The organism is Bacillus sp. Marseille-Q1617, assembly GCF_903645295.1.
Taxonomy (GTDB): Bacteria; Bacillota; Bacilli; order Bacillales; family Bacillaceae_B; genus Rossellomorea.
In genome coordinates this window covers 498,384-520,060 of the sequence record NZ_CAHJXM010000002.1, presented here as the reverse complement: position 1 = coordinate 520,060, position 21,677 = coordinate 498,384, and the positions used below count along the sequence as shown (strand labels likewise).

At 47.5% G+C, this 21,677-nt stretch carries 14 protein-coding genes; 1 reads left to right on the top strand and 13 read right to left on the bottom strand.

All coding sequences use genetic code 11. The features are described from left to right. Window positions 1-30 precede the first annotated feature (30 nt). Entirely contained in the window at window positions 31-5,664 is a 5,634-nt protein-coding gene (locus HWX64_RS14080) for a pullulanase (RefSeq protein ID WP_175990174.1), read from the bottom strand. Between the two features lie 393 nt (window positions 5,665-6,057). Between HWX64_RS14080 and HWX64_RS14075 the strand changes: the two genes are divergently transcribed. Continuing rightward, the gene (locus tag HWX64_RS14075; RefSeq protein ID WP_175990173.1) at window positions 6,058-6,537 is read left to right on the top strand and encodes a hypothetical protein; all 480 of its coding nucleotides are present in this window, start codon (window positions 6,058-6,060) and stop codon (window positions 6,535-6,537) included. A 106-nt stretch (window positions 6,538-6,643) separates the two neighbouring features. Here the strand turns inward: HWX64_RS14075 and HWX64_RS14070 are convergent, their stop codons facing one another. The 12 genes from HWX64_RS14070 to HWX64_RS14015 form a co-directional block, all read right to left on the bottom strand. Continuing rightward, complete coding sequence (locus tag HWX64_RS14070) at window positions 6,644-9,724, bottom strand: FIMAH domain-containing protein (RefSeq protein ID WP_175990172.1); 3,081 nt, start codon at window positions 9,722-9,724, stop codon at window positions 6,644-6,646. Between the two features lie 221 nt (window positions 9,725-9,945). After that, a complete protein-coding gene (nagA, locus tag HWX64_RS14065; RefSeq protein ID WP_175990171.1) occupies window positions 9,946-11,082 on the bottom strand; it encodes an N-acetylglucosamine-6-phosphate deacetylase in 1,137 nt (378 codons plus the stop codon). 87 nt (window positions 11,083-11,169) lie between these two features. Next, a complete protein-coding gene (locus tag HWX64_RS14060; RefSeq protein WP_175990170.1) occupies window positions 11,170-12,144 on the bottom strand; it encodes a Gfo/Idh/MocA family protein in 975 nt (324 codons plus the stop codon). Beyond that, a complete protein-coding gene (locus tag HWX64_RS14055) occupies window positions 12,141-12,812 on the bottom strand; it encodes a hypothetical protein (RefSeq protein ID WP_175990169.1) in 672 nt (223 codons plus the stop codon). The genes HWX64_RS14060 and HWX64_RS14055 overlap by 4 nt, the downstream gene beginning before the upstream one ends. A 10-nt stretch (window positions 12,813-12,822) precedes the next feature. Continuing rightward, on the bottom strand, window positions 12,823-13,662 hold the full coding sequence (locus HWX64_RS14050; RefSeq protein WP_175990168.1) for a sugar phosphate isomerase/epimerase: 840 nt from the start codon (window positions 13,660-13,662) through the stop codon (window positions 12,823-12,825). A 13-nt stretch (window positions 13,663-13,675) separates the two neighbouring features. Beyond that, window positions 13,676-14,650 (bottom strand): alpha/beta fold hydrolase, encoded by a 975-nt coding sequence (locus HWX64_RS14045; protein ID WP_175990167.1) that lies wholly within the window; start codon window positions 14,648-14,650, stop codon window positions 13,676-13,678. A gap of 23 nt (window positions 14,651-14,673) precedes the next feature. Further along, window positions 14,674-16,224 carry an FAD-dependent oxidoreductase gene (locus HWX64_RS14040; RefSeq protein ID WP_175990166.1) on the bottom strand — a complete coding sequence of 517 codons (1,551 nt, stop codon included), beginning with the start codon at window positions 16,222-16,224 and terminating at the stop codon, window positions 14,674-14,676. After that, a complete protein-coding gene (locus tag HWX64_RS14035) occupies window positions 16,221-17,273 on the bottom strand; it encodes a Gfo/Idh/MocA family protein (RefSeq protein ID WP_175990165.1) in 1,053 nt (350 codons plus the stop codon). Before HWX64_RS14035 ends, HWX64_RS14040 begins: the two co-directional genes overlap by 4 nt. Before the next feature lie 21 nt (window positions 17,274-17,294). After that, window positions 17,295-18,353, bottom strand: a complete 1,059-nt coding sequence (locus HWX64_RS14030; protein ID WP_175990164.1) for a Gfo/Idh/MocA family protein — start codon at window positions 18,351-18,353, stop codon at window positions 17,295-17,297. Between the two features lie 17 nt (window positions 18,354-18,370). Further along, window positions 18,371-19,378 (bottom strand): zinc-binding alcohol dehydrogenase, encoded by a 1,008-nt coding sequence (locus HWX64_RS14025; RefSeq protein ID WP_254871155.1) that lies wholly within the window; start codon window positions 19,376-19,378, stop codon window positions 18,371-18,373. 29 nt (window positions 19,379-19,407) lie between these two features. Then, entirely contained in the window at window positions 19,408-20,463 is a 1,056-nt protein-coding gene (locus tag HWX64_RS14020; protein WP_175990163.1) for a dihydrodipicolinate synthase family protein, read from the bottom strand. Next, entirely contained in the window at window positions 20,464-21,480 is a 1,017-nt protein-coding gene (locus HWX64_RS14015; protein ID WP_175990162.1) for an NAD(P)-dependent oxidoreductase, read from the bottom strand. Between the last annotated feature and the right edge of the window lie 197 nt (window positions 21,481-21,677).

Sequence of the window (21,677 nt, the reverse complement as noted above, 5' to 3'; positions counted from 1 at the left end):
GAGGGACGGGCCTTTAGCTTAGAAGGATATTTAATCCTTTTGACCTTTTCTTTCTCCTGGTTTTTCTTTAGACTTACCTTTTGCCTTGCCTTTTTGATCCACTTTAATCACTACTGTAGTTAATGGATCAATTGTTAAGGTATCTTTCTTCAATTTGAACCCTGATCGTTCTTCAACCGGCTTGACTCCCGCTTCGTCGTTATCCACTAAGACTTTCGCACCCCTGAAGTCATAGTCGCTGATGGACAGCGAACGCTTCTTGTCGTCTGCATTGACGAATACATAGTAAGTACCTGTGTCATCTGTGGATACGTTCTTGTAAGCCAGCATCAAGTCTGTATCCTTGATTTCAGGAATATCAAGCATGGTGACATTTTGATCGACAAGCTCTTTTTCACCCAACCGGAACGCATTGGTCGATTTTCTTAACTTGATCAAGCCTTCCGTATACTCTCTTGTCGTTGCGTTCACCGCGAATTCTTCAGCGTTCGTCGCTTTTTCCCAATCAAATTTGTTGATCGCATCCGAAGAATCGTAGGAATCGTGGATGAAATACCCGAAAGGATTTCCGTCTTGATCCTTTAACTCATGATATTTCTGTTCAGGTACTCCTTCACCTAACCATTGCTTTGTTCTTCCGTATTCCTGACCAGCATGCAGGAATGCAGTACCTTGCGATGTAAGGATCATGGAGTTTCCGATTCGGATACGCTTGTGAATCTCAAGGTTGTTTTCTGGAATAGCCGGATCCTTTTTAATCGATTGAGCGATAACATCATACAGCGGCAGATTATCGTGCGCTGCGATGTATTGGACCATATCGCCCGGATCGTCATCGGCCGTGTTACCCGGCTGGCCTTTGATGTTGTTAAAAATGGTGTTGATATCCCTTGCTCCGCCTGTGATGAAACGCGGCTCGCCTTCCGAACCGAAGCCCGATTTCAATTCGTTACGGATTTCGTCTGAGAATACGCCGACATCATCGGTTTTGTCCATCCAGTCCTGATCTGCACCCATTCCTTTAAGTTCAGGATCTGCGAGGTGACCAGCAAATGTTCTCCATCCTTCCCCGATGAATAAAGCATCAGGGTTAACAGAAGCCGCTGCGTCATATGCGTTCTGCACCGCAGGGTACGTTGCGTCACCCATCATGTCGAATCGCATACCGTCAATCTTGTATTCTTCAAACCAGTATTTCACTGAATCCACCATCAGCTTTTCAGCCATCTTGTGGTTCGTTGCCAGGTTGTTACCGAAGCCTCCAAGGAAGTTTCCTTTATCATCCTGGAACGCGTAGTAATTTGGAACAATATCGTTCAGTGTGCTTGTTTGTGCCATGTGCGTGTAGACAACATCCAGCACTACACCCATCCCAGAGTCATGAATCGCATCAATCAATTGCTTTAGCTCTTTCACACGCAGTTCAGGGTCTTTCGCATTTTCTGAGTAAGCCCCGTCTGGTGAGAAATAACTGTGCGGGTCGTAGCCCCAGTTATATTCGTTGCCTCCTGCTGAGTACTCAAGCTCACGTTCACCCATATTGGTTTCGTCACCGTAGTACCATGCCATGACCGGCAGTAGTTGTACGTGAGTGACACCAAGGGACTTGATGTAATCCAGCTTGTCGATGAAGGCTTTATAGGAGCCCCATCTTGCGTTAAGGTCGCCTTCAATCGAAGGGTCGGATGTAAAGTCGCGGATGTGAGTTTCATAGATGACGGCATCTTCACGTTTTTCATAGCCATCAATCTCTGCGTGCGTGAAGCCTTCCGGATTCGTGCCGCTTAAATCAACGATTGCCGCTTTACCGACTTTATCGCCGTCCGGCCCCGCATCACCATTCGTATTGACAGTGAAAGCTGCCATGGATTTTGCATACGGATCCAGAACGTTCTTCGTCACGCCATCGTTTGTGACTTCATATTGGTAGTAGTAGCCTTTCAGGTCTGATACACCCACATCGCTCGCTTTGACGTTGGCTGACCAAACTCCTTTTTCGCCAGACTCCAATTCAACGCTGCTGATTTCTGTTGCAGCATCTTTTTTATCGTAAAATTTCGCCACTACCTTGCTTGCTTTTGGAGCCCATAATTTTAGCGTCGCATTGCCATCTTTATATGTCGCACCAAGGTCGTCCCCATCGTACCCATACATCTCATCAAGCATTCTCCAGCCCGTTGAGGCTGAAACGGTTCTGCCTGAATACGTGATGGATAGAGGGAGTTTATCCAAGCTGAATGAAGCTTTCACTTCAACCGTTGTATCTCCAGTGATTTCAACACTTTCTACTGCTACATCTTCTCCATCACTCTCTTTGATAGCCAAACCTTCTTTTACAGATTCCGGCGTTAAACCTTCCGTCATCGTGAAACCAAGGCGGATCGTGTCTTCCGAGATGACTTCGGCTGACGTGATGCCGGATGCCACTTCCCATTGAGGGGAGACATAGACCGTATCGTCACCTTGTTTGATCCAGAGACGATTGTACTTATCAAGCAGATTGAACGTTTTATCCCCGCCGTCTTTACCGGCATCGCCTTTGGACTCATCCATGACGATGAAACCGATTTGTTTGGCATTTTCTTTTAACGGGATATCCACATAGGCACCGTATTGGTCCTTGCCCGCTAAATCAGCCGCACCTGCCGGCCAGTTTTCGGAAGGAGCCGCTACATCTCCCCAGTTCCACACACCGAAGTTTTCGTAGTTTGCGTCATCACGTACATAGTGGATACGCACGGTGTTTTCAGGTAAGTCCACTGGTTCGTATGTGTAGACTTTGTCTGAACCCTGCTCTATCCAGATTTCATTCATATCTTCTGAAGTTATGGTGAACCCTTTGTCCCCGCCGTCTTTACCAGCGTCACCCTTGGTCACGTCCATGACCAGGAAGCCGATGTTCTTGGCGCCTTCTGCTAACGGTACATCAATATACGCACCGTAGCTGTCGGTCTTTTCGAACATGGTCGCACCTGTCGGCCAGTTGGCTGAAGGATCTTTTACATCATTCCAAAGCCACGCACCATAGTTTTCATAATTTCCATCTTCACGTTTGTAGTGAATACGGATATTATTCTCCGGAACCGGCTCTACTTCCGGTTCACCACCATCGCCGGAACCAGCTTCGGCACCAGTGATTGAACCTCCAGCAACAGTCAGCAATACAGTTCCTCCGTCTGCTATTGCCGGAATGGTTAATGTAACTTCTTCAGCTCCTGAAGCAGGGTACTCCTTCCCTGAATAATGATCAGTAATGACCGCATCAGGAGAATCAACAGAAACCGTGATCTCTTTTGCTTTATCCTCAACATTCAAGCCGACGTATGCCGATTCTCCGTCATGCGTACGAGAGAACATCAGGAATTTATCGCTGTTATTTCCACCTACAACACTTCTATCACCTTTAGCAAAAGCTTTCGAATGGTCTCCTCTAAAGTTCAGGATTTTTTTGTAATGTTCTAAGATATCGTTATTCTCCACTTGATCCCAGGCAAAATCATAACGGTTGTCATACTGCGGATAGTTGTTGGCTCCGCTTTGGCCAAGCTCTTCACCGTAATAAATGACCGGCTGTCCTTTAGCCGTCGCCTGCAGGGAAGCAGCCACTTTCAGCTTGCCTTCATCGCCGCCAAGCGAATGCAGGAATCCGTCTTCATCATGACTTCCAAGGAATTGTCCAAGTGTTGCCGTGTTATCAATTTTTTCATTTCGTGCAGTCAATTTATCATTCGCCGCTTTCAGGCTTCCGTTCACAAATTCATGAGCAATTTCCTTGAATCCAAAGTCCAGCAGGGAATCCATCATACCTGATTCGAGGTAGCCATAATCCGTATCAGCATTTGTTCCCCATGCTTCCCCGATCATCTTGTGCTCGGGCATTTTTTCAGTGATGGCATTTTTAAACGCCATCCAAGTCGGCTTATCTACGTGCTTCACTGTATCGACACGGAAGTAATCAATTGTATTGCCTTTAGCCGTTGTCGCTTTTTCAATCCAGGCTGTCTGCCAGTCGATGATTTGCTGGCGGACTGCAGGATCTTCAGTGATGATGTCAGGAAGGCCTGCGAGCTCACCCACAACTTCATCAGTGCCTACATCAGAACCTTGGCGGACGATATCACTGTATGTTTCACGCTCAGTATCTGTAGGGTATCCGGTAGGACGATTTTCTTCAGCAAGCTCTCCGTCAACCTCTTTCAATCCATACCCCGTGTGATTGACTACCACATCGACCATGATTTTGATGCCGCGCTCATGGGCTTCATCAATCAGTGTATGGAATTCTTCCATTGAACCAAAGTGCGGGTTCAATTCTCCGAAGTTACTCGCCCAATAGCCATGGTAGCCGAAGTAAGGTTCGTCCGATTCTCCGTTTGTCTCAACAGAACGGACATCGTACTTGATGTTCTCCACAACCGGGCTGATCCAGACCGTATTCACACCAAGCTCATCCAGGTAATCCAGTTTTTCCGTGATCCCCTCAAAGTCACCGCCTTGATAAGTTCCGCGCTTAGACTCGTCATAGTTCAAACCATAAGGGTCGTCATTTGACGCATCCCCATTAAAGAACCGGTCTGTCAGCATGAAATAAATGATGGACTCGTCCCAGTCAAAATCATTTTCGCCGACAGCCTGTCTTGTTTTCACTTCGACTTCAGCCGTTCCTTTATGAGGGTTTCCGTAGTTGTCCACCACGGTTAAAGGAATCGTTTTGGTGCCCGCTGTCACATTGTCATCGACTGAAATTGTCACTTCTTTCAGCGCAGGGTCGATTGCGAACTTGTCTGATCCTCCTATAGGAGTAAGGTCTGCAGTGATTTTAGAGACTTTAAGATCATCAGTCAGACCCTCAACGCCGACCGTCAATACAGCATTCTGATTATAGTCGATCGCAGTCGGTGCTACAGTTCCAGATACATTCAGATCAGCTTTTTGAAATTCAATCACCGACACACCATCCACTGTATTGTAAGGATCGCTGACCTCTGTTGTTTCACCGTTTTTTGTTATTAAAAAGGAATATGGCGTTTTCCCATTCGGAATGTCTTCATACGAAACCACAAACCTCTCATTCTCCGGCTCATATGTCATTTCCCTGGTTTCCCCATTAAACTTCAATTCCACTTTTTCAATCGTGTCCATTGCATCATTTGCAAACAGCTCTTTGTCACGATAGAAGAAAGTTGCATCTCCCTGGTCGATGACCGGAGCCGACCCATCAGGAACAATCCGGATTTCTTCGACACCGCTTGTTATGTAGGCCTTGGTGATGGTGTCATTTTTGTTAACCTTAATAAAACGGTCACCGAATTCTTTTTCCGCAGTATTCCAATCCTCTGTGCTGCGGAGCACGAATCCAAATTGTTCGGTTTCAGGTGCAACCGCGATATTCGCTGTCGCCACCCCGTTTTCATAGGAATCAAAATTAAGTTGATCATTCTGTACTCCAGTATTCCAGGCCCATATGTTCCAGCCTTCATACTGTTGATCTTCACGGATGTACGTAAAGCGTACTGTACGGTCTGAAGACTCAGTTGTGTTAAGTTCTTCTTCTCCAGAACTGGCCGCTGTCACGGACTGAGCCGGTACATACGGTAACCAAAGGCTCAGTACCATCAGCAGTGTCATAAAGACTGAGAATTGCCGCTTTGTTTTTCTCCCCATAGTCCATTTTCCTCCCCTTTGTTTTAAAATTACTTGTTGTGGAAGCGTTTGCACAAATTTGCACAAAAGACACACTCGAATCTTCTATAACAACTTGGAACGAGCATTTCTCTTTTAGATGCAAACGCTTGCAATTGTCTGTATTTTTAAATTTTACATGATATTTACAAGAGGGACAATATGACTAAAGACTCATCAAAGGTGCGGGGAATTTTTCCTTTCAAACTGAAAGCCCTCCTTTTCTGTCAACCTTTTCATGAAAAATCGGAACCATTCTTCACATCCATTCAGCATTATTCCCCTCAGGAGTAATGACCCAGGCTCCCCTCATCATACAATTCAAGGGTACATTCCTCACCGCAGCATGTTAAACTACTAAAAGGAGGATGGAGAATGAAAGGCCAAGTTGTTGTTATTGGAGTTATGATGATGTTTTTATTAACAGGATGCAGCGACCCCGTACAGGATGATTTATTAACTTATGTCAACGAGGACCTGAAGGATCTTGCAGATCTTGAAAATGAGGCAATAGCAGAGTATGAGAGTGTAACAGGAGATAACTATGTGGACGACTATACAACCTACGTTCATATTGAAGACGTAGTCATGCCCATGTACAAGGATTTTCTCGATCAACTTGAAGAAGTCGATCCTGCCACCGCAGAAGTGCGAGAAATTCATGAACTCTACATCGAAGCGGTTAATATGCAAAATAACGCATTCATTAAAATCCTGGCAGCCTTAGATCAGCAAGATTACGAAATGATTGCCGATGCAAACGAAATGCTGGCTGAGGGAAGAGCGGGTATCAGAAAATACACAAATGAACTGGAACGTCTGGCCGAGGAACATAATGTGGAATTAACCGAGTGAATGGACAGGGGGACAGGAACAGTGTCCCCCTGTCCCTTCCATACCAAAAAGCCTGGAGAATTAAAAACTTCTCCAGGCTTTTTATTCCTAGCCGATGTAACCTCTATTAGGACAAGGAACCTGTCCCCGTGTCCCGCATAGAACCTTCACCCCATTTATCTTTGATTGATTGGACGTTTTGTTCGAGCAAGGCTTTTATATTTTCTTCGGCACTGCTCCTTTCAAGGTGCTTGGAGAAGTCACCCAAGTGTTTCAGTGCCTGCTCTGTTCTTCCTTGATCATAATGGTGCTGTGCCTGTTTCAGCCTGTTAACAAGCTGTTCAGCAGTATCATCGTCCAGGTCGCCGTTTTCATTCATGGCTTTAATTTGTTCAGCGAGTGTAGTGGTGGATACTTCCACTGTGATGATAAGGGCATCGGTTTTTACCGTCTGGCCATTATACGTAACCGTCGCTTTTATTTCTGCTGTACCAGCATTCAACGCTGTAACTTCTCCCTCATTGAGCTCGATTACTTCAGGATCACTGTTTTCCCACTCAACCTCTGCGCCGGCAAGGTCCACTTCATGACCGTTAGTCAATATGACTTTCAAATCAAGTTTCGCCGTCTCTCCCTGAAGCAGGCTGCTGTCCTCCGCGGTCAGTTCGGCCGCTTCCAAAGAGACAGGCAGTTTCATTAGATCTGCTCCATCGGCATAATAGATATTCCCTTCGTTATCGATATCCATCAGGTTGACCGTATCTCCGATCAACTGTTTACTCATCATGGTTTCAGGGTCGATGACCGTCAATTTCCTTCCTATGGTGGTGTAAAGCATGCCCTCTTCATCCCATCTCATGAAGAATGGACGCCATTGACTGCCGCGATGGACACCTGTATAGAACTCTTTTTGTTTGATGATTTCTTTCGAATCCGGATCCATCGCGAATATGACGCTGTTTGCTTTTCCTTTTTCATTCACGCCGTAGGCGGCACCCCATAGATTTCCGTCAGGGCCAAAGGAAAGCTCCCCTATCATTTCAGGTGTCTTGATTCCTTCCACTTCCAGGTCAAATAACTCATATTCCCCGGAAGATGCATCATATTCAAACATCCTTGCCTTCTCTTCGGTCGGGTCTATGCCCAGGCCGCCTGCAGTCGTAGAACCACCATATAATGTTCCGTCCTTATACGCAAGGCCGATGATGCTTTGATTTTCGATGATGTTCCTGATTGTATTCCATTCGCCTGTCTTTTCATCAAAAATGGTCAGTGCCCCGCCGAGTTTTCCATAATCAGCGATCGTACCGGTGAATAACTTATCATCCCCTGATGTAAAGGTGAACGGTCTGCTTTGACCATCGCCGATATCATGAACCATTTCAGGGTTATCGCCGCTGCCTCCATCTTCATATTTAAAAGGAAGCTCTGGATTGTATTTGTAGATCATCGCCCCTCCATAGATCCCCATGTAAACGTTCCCATTCATAAATCCGATTCCTTCAATTTGATGCGGATTCCGTTCACGAAGCAGATACGATTCGGAGGACGTATCGAATACTCCAAATGAACCTTGATATCCGCCCATGTACACCTTTTCATCCGGGCCGATTTCTAGACTTTGAATGGAAAGACCCTGAAGCTCTACATCAGGATAAATGACAGTGGCTTCATTCGTCTCCGGATTATAGGTGGAGTACTCAATCTGATGGTGAAGGACCGACAGAACCTGTTTTCCATCTTCATTCGTTGTCCATTCATACGCCTTTACCGGGGAAGCCGGCAGCGTGATTCTTGGTTCCACAGGCTGTGTTTCATCCGTATCCATATCATAGGTCCACAGCTCGCTTGTGCGCTTGTCCTTGAAATAGATCAAGCTTTCATCATAAGGCGAAGGAGGGGAAATCAATCCGTCATAGGCAGCCTCATCTTGCCAGCTCATTTCATGGACCACTTCTCCTGTATTCACATCCAGTACCAGCAAGCTTGTACCATATGCGACAAATAATCGATCTCCGTACTCCCACACATTTGAAACGGAAGTGCCCGTACCTGTGATCGGCAAATCGATTTCTTCCCTTTCCCCCGTTTCACGGTTCATTTTCATCAAATATGCAGTCGTGCCAATCCCCACATATAAGTTTTCATCCGTTACACCCAGTCCCCTTGCATAGTTCTGTTCTTCATGGAAGCGACCTAGGTCCGTAAGGGTATCAGCTTCAATGTCATATTCAAACACTTTTGCATTCGGATAAGTTGCCCCGTAAATCTTCCCGTCCTCTGTTGCATCCAGCTGCCAGATCCAGTTATCCGAAGGACTCTTACCGACTTCCTCCAGTTTCTTTTCGTCCACCAGATATCTGTACAGAATGCCGTTGTATGTACCGGCAAAATACACATTCCCGTCGGATCCGATGGTCATCCCCCATACGACGTCACTCCCCGGCAGTTCATGGGAGAAAATCTTTTCCCCCGTTTCTGCATCATTGGCGTAAAAAGTCGCAGGGGACCCATTTGTTGCATAGTAGATTTCCCCGTCGCCAACGGCCGCTCCCTGGGTTTTAGCCGCCAGAGCCGATGGCCCGAGATTGATGGGGTCGCCGTATTCGAACGGTAGATCCAGCTGTTCATTCGATTTTTCAAAGACTTGAATGTTATCATAGTATCCCTTTGTCACAGTACTTGTGGTTTGGTAGAGAAAGACCTTGACCCCTGCGGCACCTGCAGGAGCATCCGCTTCAATGGCAACTTCCTGCCACTCTCCCTCTTTCAGACCCTCAAAATACTTTGGCGTATTCCCGAAGTTCTTTCCTTCAGCATCATACCAGCGCAGCCAGATGCCGGGATTCCCCGCCACAAGTTCATCTACATATAGTTGAGCCGTCATCTTATAGGAATTCCCTTCCGTCACATCAATCAACTGACTGAAAAGGCCGAAAGAACCTGAGTTATCAACCCTGAGGCTCCTCTCCCCTTCAAAAACATTTTCCTCCGACACTTTCATGCCCGTCTTATTTCCTCCGCTCCAGATCACCCAGGATGGAATATCATTATCCGACCCCGGAACCGCTTCAAAGCCTCCGTTTACTACCTGAAGCTCTTCCCAACCTGCGTCTGCCGACACCGCCGGCTGGAGTGCCGGGACCAATGAAATGAACAAAATGAAAGAAAGCAAGACTGAAACCGTGCGCAGTACTTTTTTACTCATTCTTTTTCTCCCTTCTATATTTCGTATTGATTTGACAGAATCGGCCCTCCTTTCTTGAAAAATATTTACATTTAATGACTTCTTTCAACTTCTTCCATAATCCTTTGAACGGCCATTTCTACTCTCTTAAAAGACACGAAAGGGGTCGTATTACCTACCAAGGGACAGGGGGACAGGTTCATCGTCCCAACATAAAAAAAGAGCAAGCATATTCTGCTCACTCATTTTTTATAAACGATTTCCCCGTTGACGATCGTCATTTCCACCTTCGATTCTTCATCCAGTACAACAAGGTCGGCATCGAATCCTTCCTTTATACTTCCTTTCACCGCGTCTTTTCCGATTGCTTTGAGCGGCCCCTTTCCCGCCATGTAGACAGCGTCTTCCAACGGAATCCCGCAATGGTCAACGGCATATTTCACCCCTTGGTCTAGTGTGATAGCGCTGCCTGCGAGAGGACCGTCCTTCAGCCTCAATTGATTCCCTTTCTTGATCAAATGTTTTCCCCGAAGGAAATACTCTCCATCATCCAGATTGTTATATCCTGTACAATCTGATATAAGCACCAACTTTTCCCTGCCTTTTACCTTATATAGGAACCCGATCATGTCAGGGTGAACATGAAGGCCATCAAGAATGATCTCACACGTCAATTCTTCGCATATAAGCGCAGCTGCTGCCGTCCCCGGGCTCCGGTGATGGACAGGGCTCATCGCGTTGAAGGTATGGGTGATCTGCCTTAGTCCATGGCTGATGGCAAGCTTCACATCCTCAAGTGAAGCATTTGTGTGGCCGGCTGAGAGCCGGATGCCATTTGAATGCAATTGATCAAGAACGGAGCGGTCATTCACTTCTTCTGGTGCAAGCGTGATGACCGAGATGATGCCGGAATGGGGAAGGATGATGCGCTGTGAGTCCTCAGCCGTGAGACGCCGGATCAAAGAACTCTTTTGTGCCCCTGGGTAGACAGGGCTGATCCAGGGACCTTCGATGTGGACACCAAGAAGTTGAGCATAAGAAGGCTTTCGTTCAAAGCTTGTTGCGTGAATAAGGAAGTCTTCAAGGTCAGAAATGGCTGCTGTCCTTGAAGTTGCCAGGAAGGAAGTCACACCATAACGGGGCAGCCGTTCAGCAATCTTGTCAAAGGCTTCGGCAGAATCCATGAAATCATCTCCGCTGACGCCATGCAGGTGTATGTCCACGAAACCAGGACAAATCACTCCTTTTGTGATATACAGATTACTGACGTTTATAGGTTCATCCTCTCCGACATAAAAAATCTTCCCTTTGGAAATACCGATCGTTTTATTCTGGAAACGCTGCCCGTCAGTGATGATATCGCCTTTAAGATAGTACAAGTATAAACCTCCTTTTAAAATTCGGGACAGGGGGACAGGTTCATTGTCCCACCCGGGTGGGACGATGAACCTGTCCCCCTGTCCCGCTTATAGATGTACTGTCTTTTTCTTATCACTTGATTGGTATGCTGCAAGTGCAGCTTCCAGTGCCTTGAGACCATCGTATCCAGTGATGGAAGGCTGCCTTTTCTTCTCAACACAGTCAACAAAGTCTTTTATGAGTCCGTAATCCATGTCATTCCCGTAGAAGACATGCTCCAGAGATTTGCTGGCGCTCTTAAAAAGTCTGATGTGTTCTTTGAAGGCATCGGCCCTGACCGTACGTTTCGTCCCGATCACCTCGATTGTCGCATCACCCCACACAGGGTATTCAGCAAACCTCGACCAGCTTGCGTCATGGGAAGCGATTACGCCATTCTCAAACTCAAGCGTCAGAATCCCGGCATCGTCTATTTCAATGTCATGGAAGAATGAATCCACCATGGCGTAGACAGAGGAAATTTCCTTTCCTGAGTACCAGCGCATAATATCTACCATATGAACGGTGTGATCCAGTACCGCTCCTCCCCCTGACTGCTTAGGGTCGATGAACCACCCTCCTGGATTTTGTCCCCGGTTGGTCGTCCGGAACGCCACAATCTCACCAAGCTCGCCGTCATCGATCATTTTCTTCAGATCCATAATCGGATCGCTGAATCTTACCGGGAAGGCAGTCTGCAGGATCACCCCTTGCTCTTCACAGACGGCAATCATCTCTTTGGCATCTTCCACAGTCGTGGCAATCGGCTTTTCACAAAGAATATGCTTTTTGGCTTTAGCCGCGTTCACGACCATTTCTTTATGCCGGCTGTTTTCACTGCAGATGATGACGGCATCCATATCCGCAGCGAGGAAGTCCGCCTGATCCCGATAGTACGTCGTGTGATAGGATCCGGCTGCTTCTTTCCCCCGCTTCTCATCGTCTTCATAAATCCCGGCAATCTCAACATTAGAAAGTTTCATCAGGCTGTCTGCATAACTGTATGCATGCATGTGGGCAAAGCTCATCATTCCGATTTTCATAGATTGCCGCCCCCTCCTAAAAGAGTCTTATATGTTTCCAACTTTTCATAAAATGCCTCATCTGTCCTGTGCGACTTTTCAAGAATGTCATCAACAGAATAAACGAGCGGCAGACGGGTGTGGCCGTGAGGTTTGATCGGTGTCATTTCCTCACTGTCGAACTCGGCAATGGTTTTGATCCCGCTCCATTCCACTTCAATCCGCTCTTCCCCTGCCCCGAATGTGTACTCGGCATGAGCCATCTTTCCCCCGCTGAAACGGATCATCAGAATGAGATGATAAGGAATGTTCTCACGATTGGTGGATCTTACACAAATTTGTTCCGGTTCCCCGGCAATGGCTGACAACGCAAAAAGGTCCCCATATAAATCGGACTCACTGCCATTTTTCGGGATGGTCCTCCTCAGCCTGAGGACCCCCTTGGCATCCCCGTCGGCTGAAATGACTTCTTTTACTCTTTGAAAAAATGGATATAGCTCCAAATCAAAATAGACATTCACGTTCTTTTTTCCGATGTAATCCCCGGCTGACTCCAGCGGTATGAACAGGTAATCGGGTTTTACCTCAGCCGATCTCACTCTCCATTCCTCCGGGGAAAGCAGCAGCGTCCCATCAGATACGGAGCTGCGGTCCATTTTATCCATTCTGCCAATCACCGCATTTCTCATATGAACCCTCCTATCTCAGTAGTTTTTTAAGGCGTCTGACGGCTTCTTCATTCGATTCTTTCGCATCATCATGCCCCTCATATTCAATCGAGAGCCAGCCTTGATAATCTACATCCTTCAGCCCTTCCACAATAGAGGCCAAATTGACTTGCCCATCTCCAGGGACGGTTCCGATCAACTCGACTCCTTCTGTTGATTTGAACCCTTTCAAGTCTTCAGCTTCTCCTTTTACCCTGAAATCCTTAAAGTGAACGTGGACGATATCACTCTTCAACATGTTGAAGGCCTGCTGAGGTTCTTCGTGTACCAGTAAAAAGTTCCCTGTATCAAAGGTGGACCTGACGAAAGGACTGTTTACCTTTTCAATGATTTCTTTCACCTGCTCACTCTTCCCCGCGAGCAGCCCGTGATTCTCAATCGCTAAATAGACTTGTTCTGCTTCGGCTTTTTCTGCGCACTGTTTCAACCCCTCCACAATCCAGCTTTGACCATCTTCATAAGTCAACTCACCGTGGAGGTCTCCGCAGAATACACGGACGATGTTCGTCCCGAGCTTCTTTGCGGTTTTGATTCCTTCCAGGACCTTCTCAGCTTCTTTAGCGCGTTCTTCCCTGGATTCTTTCACAAAATTGTTCGATACATCATAAGCGGATACGACAAGGCCGTTTTCCTTCAATGCCTGGTTGACACCCTCTATTTCCGTTTCCCTGTCGCCTTCCTTCCAGTAAAAATCAAGCAGTTCGACACCATCCAGGGAAATTCGCTTGGCATAGTCGACAAAATCAAGTATGGACCAATCTTCTTTCCTGATTGTCGATGCGAGGCTGTACATGCTGACGCTGATCCTCATGGGGGATCCCTCCTTATTTCGTTAGCTGTCCTGCTACAAAGGCCAGCTTTTTTTCTTCATGAAATCCATTCATCTCATGAGTGAACTGTGGGTATACTTCCATCTCTTTATCGGTTGATTGTAAGTGATTGTAGGCTGCAAAGACGGTTGAAGGCGGTGTGACGCTGTCCTCCAGTCCGGCAGCCATCAAAGCCGGACAGGTGATCGAGTCACAGAAGTGAAGACTATCAATATAGCTCAATGTCTTCTTCACCACAGCCCGGGTCTTGCCCTGGGGATCATTCCATTTAAAATAGTTCACGATTTCCAAATATGGTCCCTGTAGTGCAATATCAAGGGCCCGGTCGAAGTGGGTCATGAACGGCCAATCAGAAACGACATAGTCCACATCCTTACCAAGGGCTGCCGCAGCAAGAGCCAGCCCGCCACCCTGGGAGGAACCCATCACCCCTAATGATGAAGGAATCACAAGCGCCTCTTCAGACCGTACCCACTGAAGCTGCAAAATAAGATCCCGGTACACATTGGTATAATAATAGTTTTCATGAGTATGGATGCCGTTCAGCATCCACCCAGGGACCCTGCTTCCGTTCCCGTACCTTGCATAGTCAGGGGAAGATCCCTGTCCGCGCACATCAAATGAATAGACAGCGGCTCCAAGCGCTGTCCATTTCAAATAGTCGGCCGCCAGCCCGCAGCTGCCCGTATAGCCATGGAAGCAAACGATGACAGGGCATTCTTTCACCCCTGCAGGTTTAATGAAAATACCGTTTAAGGGTGTGGAGTCCCAGCTTTCCATGATCAGATCTGCGACTTCGACCGAGGGGACGGGATACGGGCGCCCCGAAACTTTTACATTGGGCCGGACGCTCTTCATCTTTTCTTTCTGACCCTCCCAGAATTCATTGAAATCATCAGGTTTACCGCTGAGCGCGGGCTTATATTCGCGTAATTGTTCAAGAGAAAAATCTCCCACGTACCTTCCCAAATGGGGTCACCCCGCTTTCAATATTAAAACGGCCATTCCAGTTCAAAGCCGTCTTCCCTCAGTCCTTGCTGGAACTTCTTTAATAATGGCTGATCTTCCCGGACTCTTTTCGGTTCGACGCCATGCTCTATACAAAAGGCAGCCAGAGCACCGCACGCTTCCCCTATGTTCCATTCCACCGGATGCAGCCTGAAACAGCCGTTGGTAATATGGGTGGTCCCGATATTTTTGCATCCTGCCAGGAGATTATCAGCATCTTTCGGGATGAGGGCACCAAGCGGAATATAAAACGGGAGAGCTTTAATATCGAGATAATTCTTACCGGCCATGCTAGGATGCAGATCGATACTGTACGAACCGATCCCGACCCGGTCATCATACTTAACCCCCGTCGCACCATCGTTGGTCGACGGCGATACATCCTGTTCGACAACAGTGTATTCTGCCTTGATACGTCTTGATTCTCGGATATAAGGTGCTTTTGCGAGTCCATCTTCTGTCTCGAACAGGTCCTTTCTCAGTTTCAAGCCGGGGTATCCCTTGCCGCCATCAGGTCTCGGTGCTTCTGTTTGAAGCCAGTACAAGAGCGACAGGCTCAACTGTTTTCCTTCATACAGATTCTTTTCTTTCTCTTCAGGGGGAACATCATAAATATTGCCTAAAAAGTAATCGTTTTGCGGCCAGTTCATCAAGGTGATATCACCGGCTCGGAAACCACTGTCAAATTGAGTGCGGTCGAAAATCCTCCGGTACTCCCATAAAGGAAACCCTTCCGCTTCCCGGAAGAGCGTATAGGTCCGCTTTTCCTTTGTGATCGGGTGGGGCGCATAAAAGCTCACCAGCTTATCCGGCCAAATATCAGGGTGGAAGTTTCTCCAGAATGCGTACATATCGGGTTCCGGTATCGTATGGTCTTCCCCTTCCCGGTATTCCATCCCCAATACATATGTGAAAGCCTGTATATCACCCGGATCCGAAGTCTCCAATGCATGAGGCTCCCCTGTGTCGGACTTTGCCTCGGCACCGGTCACATACTCCATCCCGGCAAGCGGCAGTAGATCCCCCGCTTCCGTCGCATCAATGTAGTACCGTGCGTTGATTTCTTCATGAACTCCTGACTCTTCATTCAAAAGAGTAATCGCCTGCACCGTTTTCCCATGTTTATTGACAGAGGTTACCCTTGTGTGGCGAAGGATGCGTAATTGATTGGTCAAGGCATAAGGAAGCAGCATCTCATTCAATACATGCAAAGTGACCCGGGGATCATGGCAGATATTACTCACTAATCCGTTCCCTGGGTTAAGCTGTTCCTTCGACTCCTTGATCACCATGTTATATCTGTAAAAGTCCCTTACACGATCGCGGTAATTTCGGTACCTTTTCGTGGAACCAGATTCTTCAATCCATTTATGTTCATCAGGCGGCACTCCCTGGGATGTGACCTGGCCGCCGATCCAATCGGTGTCTTCCGTCAGGATGACCTTCAACCCTCTGGAGCAGGCAGCCATTGCCGCTGCACAACCTCCCAGTCCGCCGCCTGCAATCAGCAAATCCACTTCGGAACGCTCCATCATACATACACTTCCTTGCCTGTTTTGGCTGATTCATACACAGCGTTGAGCATCTTCATCACCTGTACACCGTCCGATACAGGTGCAATGGTTTCCTTTCCGTGGAGACAGCAGGATACAAAGTGGTTGATTTCATTCGTAAATGCTTTGGTGAAGTCGAACTTCAAGTTATCGATCTGCGGGGTGATGTTGAGAATGGTGTTATGTTTCTCTGTCACAATTGCCAGTTCGGGTTCGATTTCCGCTCCCCCTTTATCACCGAATAACTTCACGTACAACTCATCTTTTTTGGCCTGCAGCGTGAAGCTTACGTCGACCAATAAGGACGCCCCGTTTTCAAATCGGATCAATGCATTGGTCATATCTTCTACATCATTGAGAGTAGGATCATAGTCTGCCGCTTTATAGAATGAGAGATTCTCGATATGGCTTCGATTGCCCAATTTTGAATACGCATTCCCGCTTACGGAGACCGGACGGGGTTTACCCATGAAGTACCAGCAGATATCGATCATATGGACGCCGAGATCGATCAGCGGCCCGCCCCCTGATTTTGTCCGGTCGCTGAACCAGCCGCCAGGATTTCCAAGTCTCCTCAGGCAGGACGTTTTCGCATAATAAATGTCACCAAGTTCGCCGTTGTCGATGAATTTCTTCAATAACATCGCATTGTCACCATGACGGCGCACAAAACCGACCTGCAGGACCTTACCGGACTCCTCAACAGTTGCTTCCACCTCGAGCGCTTCCTCCACTGTCATGCATAAAGGTTTCTCGACAAGGACATGTTTATCCGCTTTCAAAGCAGATATGGCAATCTCTGCATGAGAGTTATTCCATGTACAGATGCTGACGGCATCGATTTCGTCATTCTCCATCAATTCTTTATAATCGGTGTACAAATGACTGATTCCATATAATTGACCTTTTTCAGCAAGACGCTCTTCCTTTATGTCGCAAAGTGCGATTAATTCCACATCTTTATTGGCCAGGTAAGGCTTGATATGGAATTCAGAAATGGACCCGGCTCCAATCACACCAACTTTCAACATCTCCATCTCTCCCTTCGGATACTAATTGAAGCAAATTTCTTTTCCCAGATTCGATGATTCATAAATTCCCATCAACAGCTTCAGCACTTCATAACCATCCTCCCCGTCAATCAACGGAGGAGAACCTGTTCGAATACAATGGATAAAGTGGTCGATTTCATCTTTGAATGGTTCATTTTTTTCAAAAACAGGCTGATGCTTACTGAGAAGACCCTCCTCCTCTGTAAAAATGGAAAGCGGTGATAATACGGCACCGCCCTTGTTTCCCAGGATTTCAATATGAATCCCTTCATCCTGCTCCCCGTTCACCGCCCAGGCGGTTTCCAAAGAAAGCACTGCCCCGTTCCGGAAGCGGATCCATGCCGCGCCAAAATCATCCACATCAAAAATCCGGCCGCTGTTCAATTGCTTGTTGCTGGATTCCCAGCTTGATACATAGTGTGTTTCATAGTTTCCGAGACCGGTAATCGTTTTTCCGGTGATGCTCCGGGCTTCGGGCTTGCCGATCAGCCACCATGCCAGGTCCAGTACATGTACACCAATATCCATCAGTGCCCCTCCGCCTGCTAGTGCCTTATTCGTAAACCAGCCCTTCGGTGTGCCCCTCCGTCTGAAAAGCTTGGCTTTCACATAGTAGACATCCCCGAAGGTACCCCTTGTTGCATACCCTTTTAAAATTCGAGCATCACGACGAAAACGATGGGGCATACCGACCATCGTTAAGACATTTTTTTCTTTCGCAAGCTGTAAATAATCTTTCACTTCTTTTAAATCCGTCCCGATCGGCTTTTCCATGAATACATGAATTCCTTTTTCCGCAGCCTTCACGGCAATCGAGATATGCGTCTGATTCGGTGTGCAGATCATCACGGCATCGAGCTGCGACGTTTCGAACATCTCATCTGCCGTTTTGAAAAATTGAGGGATGTCATGTTTCTGCGAGATGACCCTCGCTCGGTCAAGGTCCACATCGGCCACTGCAGCAAGTCTCACCCCGTCTGCAGCCTTCAAATTCGGAATATGGCTGGATTCCGCAATCGACCCGATGCCGATCAATCCTATGTTTACATCGTTTTTCATCCTCGTCCCTCCTTAACTTAACTGGAGAAGTTGATTATTTTCGTCAATGAAGCAGATGGCTTATTCATGAGTTCTTCATATGCAGCCGCTGCTTCAGCCACACCCACTTCTTGTTGGAAGAAGGGACTTACATCAATCCGTCCTTCGCTCACAAGCCGGACATATTCACCCAGGTTCCTTCCCTCCGTCCAGCGGACAAAGCCGTACGGATAATCAATGGCTTCCGCCTCATACACCTTGTCGTATCGGCCCGGTCCTCCTGCACGCGAAATCAGCAGCTGTGCTTCTTTACTGAACATCAAATTCCTCGGGAAGTCCGGTTCGATATCACCGACGATGACCACTTTCCCTTTATTCCTGATCCATTCGAGGCTCTGCCCCGTCAACGACGATTTCTTTCCTCCTGCACATAGTAAAACCGCATCCGCTCCCCGGCCGGCCGTACTTCGATCCAGTTCGGCCTTCATGTCTTCCGCTGTCGTGAATGCTTTGATTCCCCGGTCTTTTTTGATCATTTCAACGCGCTCTTCGTGAAGATCATATGTAATCACCTGATACGAAGCAGCGTTGGCAATCTTTGCAATCATCTGACCGAGCAGCCCCATTCCGACGATCACAACCGTTTCACCGAATTGCAGTTCTGCTGTTCTGAGGGCATGGATGGCGATGGCACCAATCCCCCCAAGGGCTGCCTCTTTCGGTTCAACATTCTCAGGCAGCTTGGCATAGAGCGTCTTGGGAACAAGGAGGGAATCGGCATGCTGGACGTAAGGAGCACCGTAAACTGCCACAAGATCACCTTTTTTGACATCCGTGATGCCGTCACCAGCTTCTTCCACCACTCCCATCGCACTATAACCGAGCGTAATCGGGGTATCTCTACTGTTTTGAAGGATCGTTAACTCAGTACCGGGAGAAATCGCAGAATAGAGGGTTTTGATCAAGATATAGGAAGGTTTCACCTCCGGCCGTTCCTCCTGTACAATTTCCACCCGTTTATTCCTAACTGTAATTTTCCTCATCATCACTATTCCTCCAATTTCTGTGAAGAACTTTAGCTGCCAAGCCATCTTTCCAGGTTCTTTTCAACAAAAGAATCATCATGCAAATGGGGGTATGCTGCACGGACACGGTCGATTTCTTCCAACTGACCGGGACTCAGTTCTTCCTTGTCGATCAGACACCAGCGCCCTTTCATCAAACCCTGGGCAGCTAAAACCTGGTTGATGCCCGCGATGCTTCCCTTGAATTGATTCTTCGCATCAAAGAAGGCACCGTTCGCATCGGTGATCTCCTGAGCCAGGGTAAGCATTCGATCCGGGACACAATCGTGCGGCTTCAATTGTTTGAGTTCATGGAACAATTCAACCGCCCGCTTCGTCCAGACCGACCAGTGCCCAAGCAAGCCTCCGACAATCTTCTTTTCTTTTACCTCTCCACCAACCTTGAACTTGTATGTCGTCAATAAATCATTGACGATGTTATCATCATTTCCTGTGTAAAGGGCAATCTCATCGCCCCGACTAGAGTGGCAGACTGCCCTGACGACCTCGGTTGTCAAATATCGGTCGAACGGGGCAAGCTTGATGGCGTGAACATTCGGTATGTCTGCTAACGCTTCCCAGAACTCGTAGGATAATACCCTGCCCCCGACGGCCGGCTGCAGATAGAAGCCGAACACCGGGATGATTTCAGCCACTTTTTTGGTACGCTCCAGCAGCTGCTCCTCCGAATGATCCTGTAAGCCGCCCATACTCAGGAGCCCCAGATCATAACCGGCGTCCTTGCTGAATTGAGCTTCTTTAACCGCCTGATCAACAGGGCCGCAAATCCCGGCTACTTTAATGAAAGAATCAGGGACACCCGCCCTGTTCATTTCTTCGATAGCAAGCCTCAATACCCTCTGATAAAGGTTGAATTCGGGATCGCGAATCTCAAATTGCGTAGTGTGGACCCCGACGGCAAGGCCGCCGACGCCCGAATCGATATAATACCTTGTCAGTGCACGCTGGCTTTTTTCATCCAGTTCCTTGCCTTCCGTGATCGCAAGGGGATGCGCAGGTATGAAGGCCCCTTCATGTAATGAGTTCTTAACCGCTGGATTCAACATTTAAAACGCCCCTTGCCGTTCTTGGAAATGTGTTGGTTTGTTATACGTATAACCATCCTTCTCTACCCAATCCGCTGTCATCTCGATCATCTGCTGCATGGTGACTTTCGGATACCCGAATAATTTATGTGCCTGTGAAGCATCATTCAACAGTGCTGTCGGCTGTTCCTCATTGACGAACACGGCCCTTTTGTTGAACCGTTTAGCAAAGGCTTCAGCCAGCCAGCGGACGGAGATCGTCTCAGGACCTGTCACATTCAGTACCTTAGGTGGTGAATCCGTGTGCAGAAGGGATCTGATTGCATATTCATTCGCATCCCCCTGCCAGATGACGTTGACATTCCCCATCGTCAGATCGATCGGCTGATCATTGTATACCTGTCTTGCCACCTCAAGCAGGACGCCGTATCGCAGATCGATGGCATAGTTCAGCCTGAACATCAGCATCGGTGTGTTGTTTTTATGAGAGAAGTAAGTGAGTACGCGTTCACGCCCCAGGCACGACTGGGCATATTCACCGATCGGATTGACGGGCTGGTCTTCTCCACAATGGCTGCTGATCACATCCGTCAATGGATAAACATTTCCCGTTGAAAATGCCACGATGCGGGAGTCCGGAAATTTCTCAGCGAATCTTCCTGGCAGATAAGCGTTCATCGCCCATGTAAAGTGCTCATTGCCGACGGTTCCAAACTTGTTCCCTGCCATATAGATAATGTTTTTCACATGGGGCAGCGCCTGCAGATCTTCCTCCTTCAATAAGTCTGCAGAAATCGTATGGATGCCGAACGCATTCAATTCATTTCTCAAGTCAGGCGTTGAAAATCTGGATACACCAAATACCTTTTTATTCACCCCCGCCTTGTCAATCGCCCTTTTCGCCATCTTGGCCAATGTAGGACCCATCTTCCCCCCTACACCGAGGATCATGATATCTCCTTCGAGCTTCCTTACATCTTCAATCAGCGCCTGCGAAGGCTCTGTCATAAACACCTCTAATTCTTCAATCGTTTTCATCAAACCACTCTCCTAAACTGTAAGATTGAACTTTCAGAAAATTACTTACCAACATCTTATGAATCCCGTTATTAAAAGACAAGTCTTTAAATGGTCTTTAAAGTGGGCCGGCTAAAATATTTTACGTAATTGATTTTTGACAATTCAGATAATTATTATTATCATTAGATTAAAAGACATGTCTATAAAAAACACGC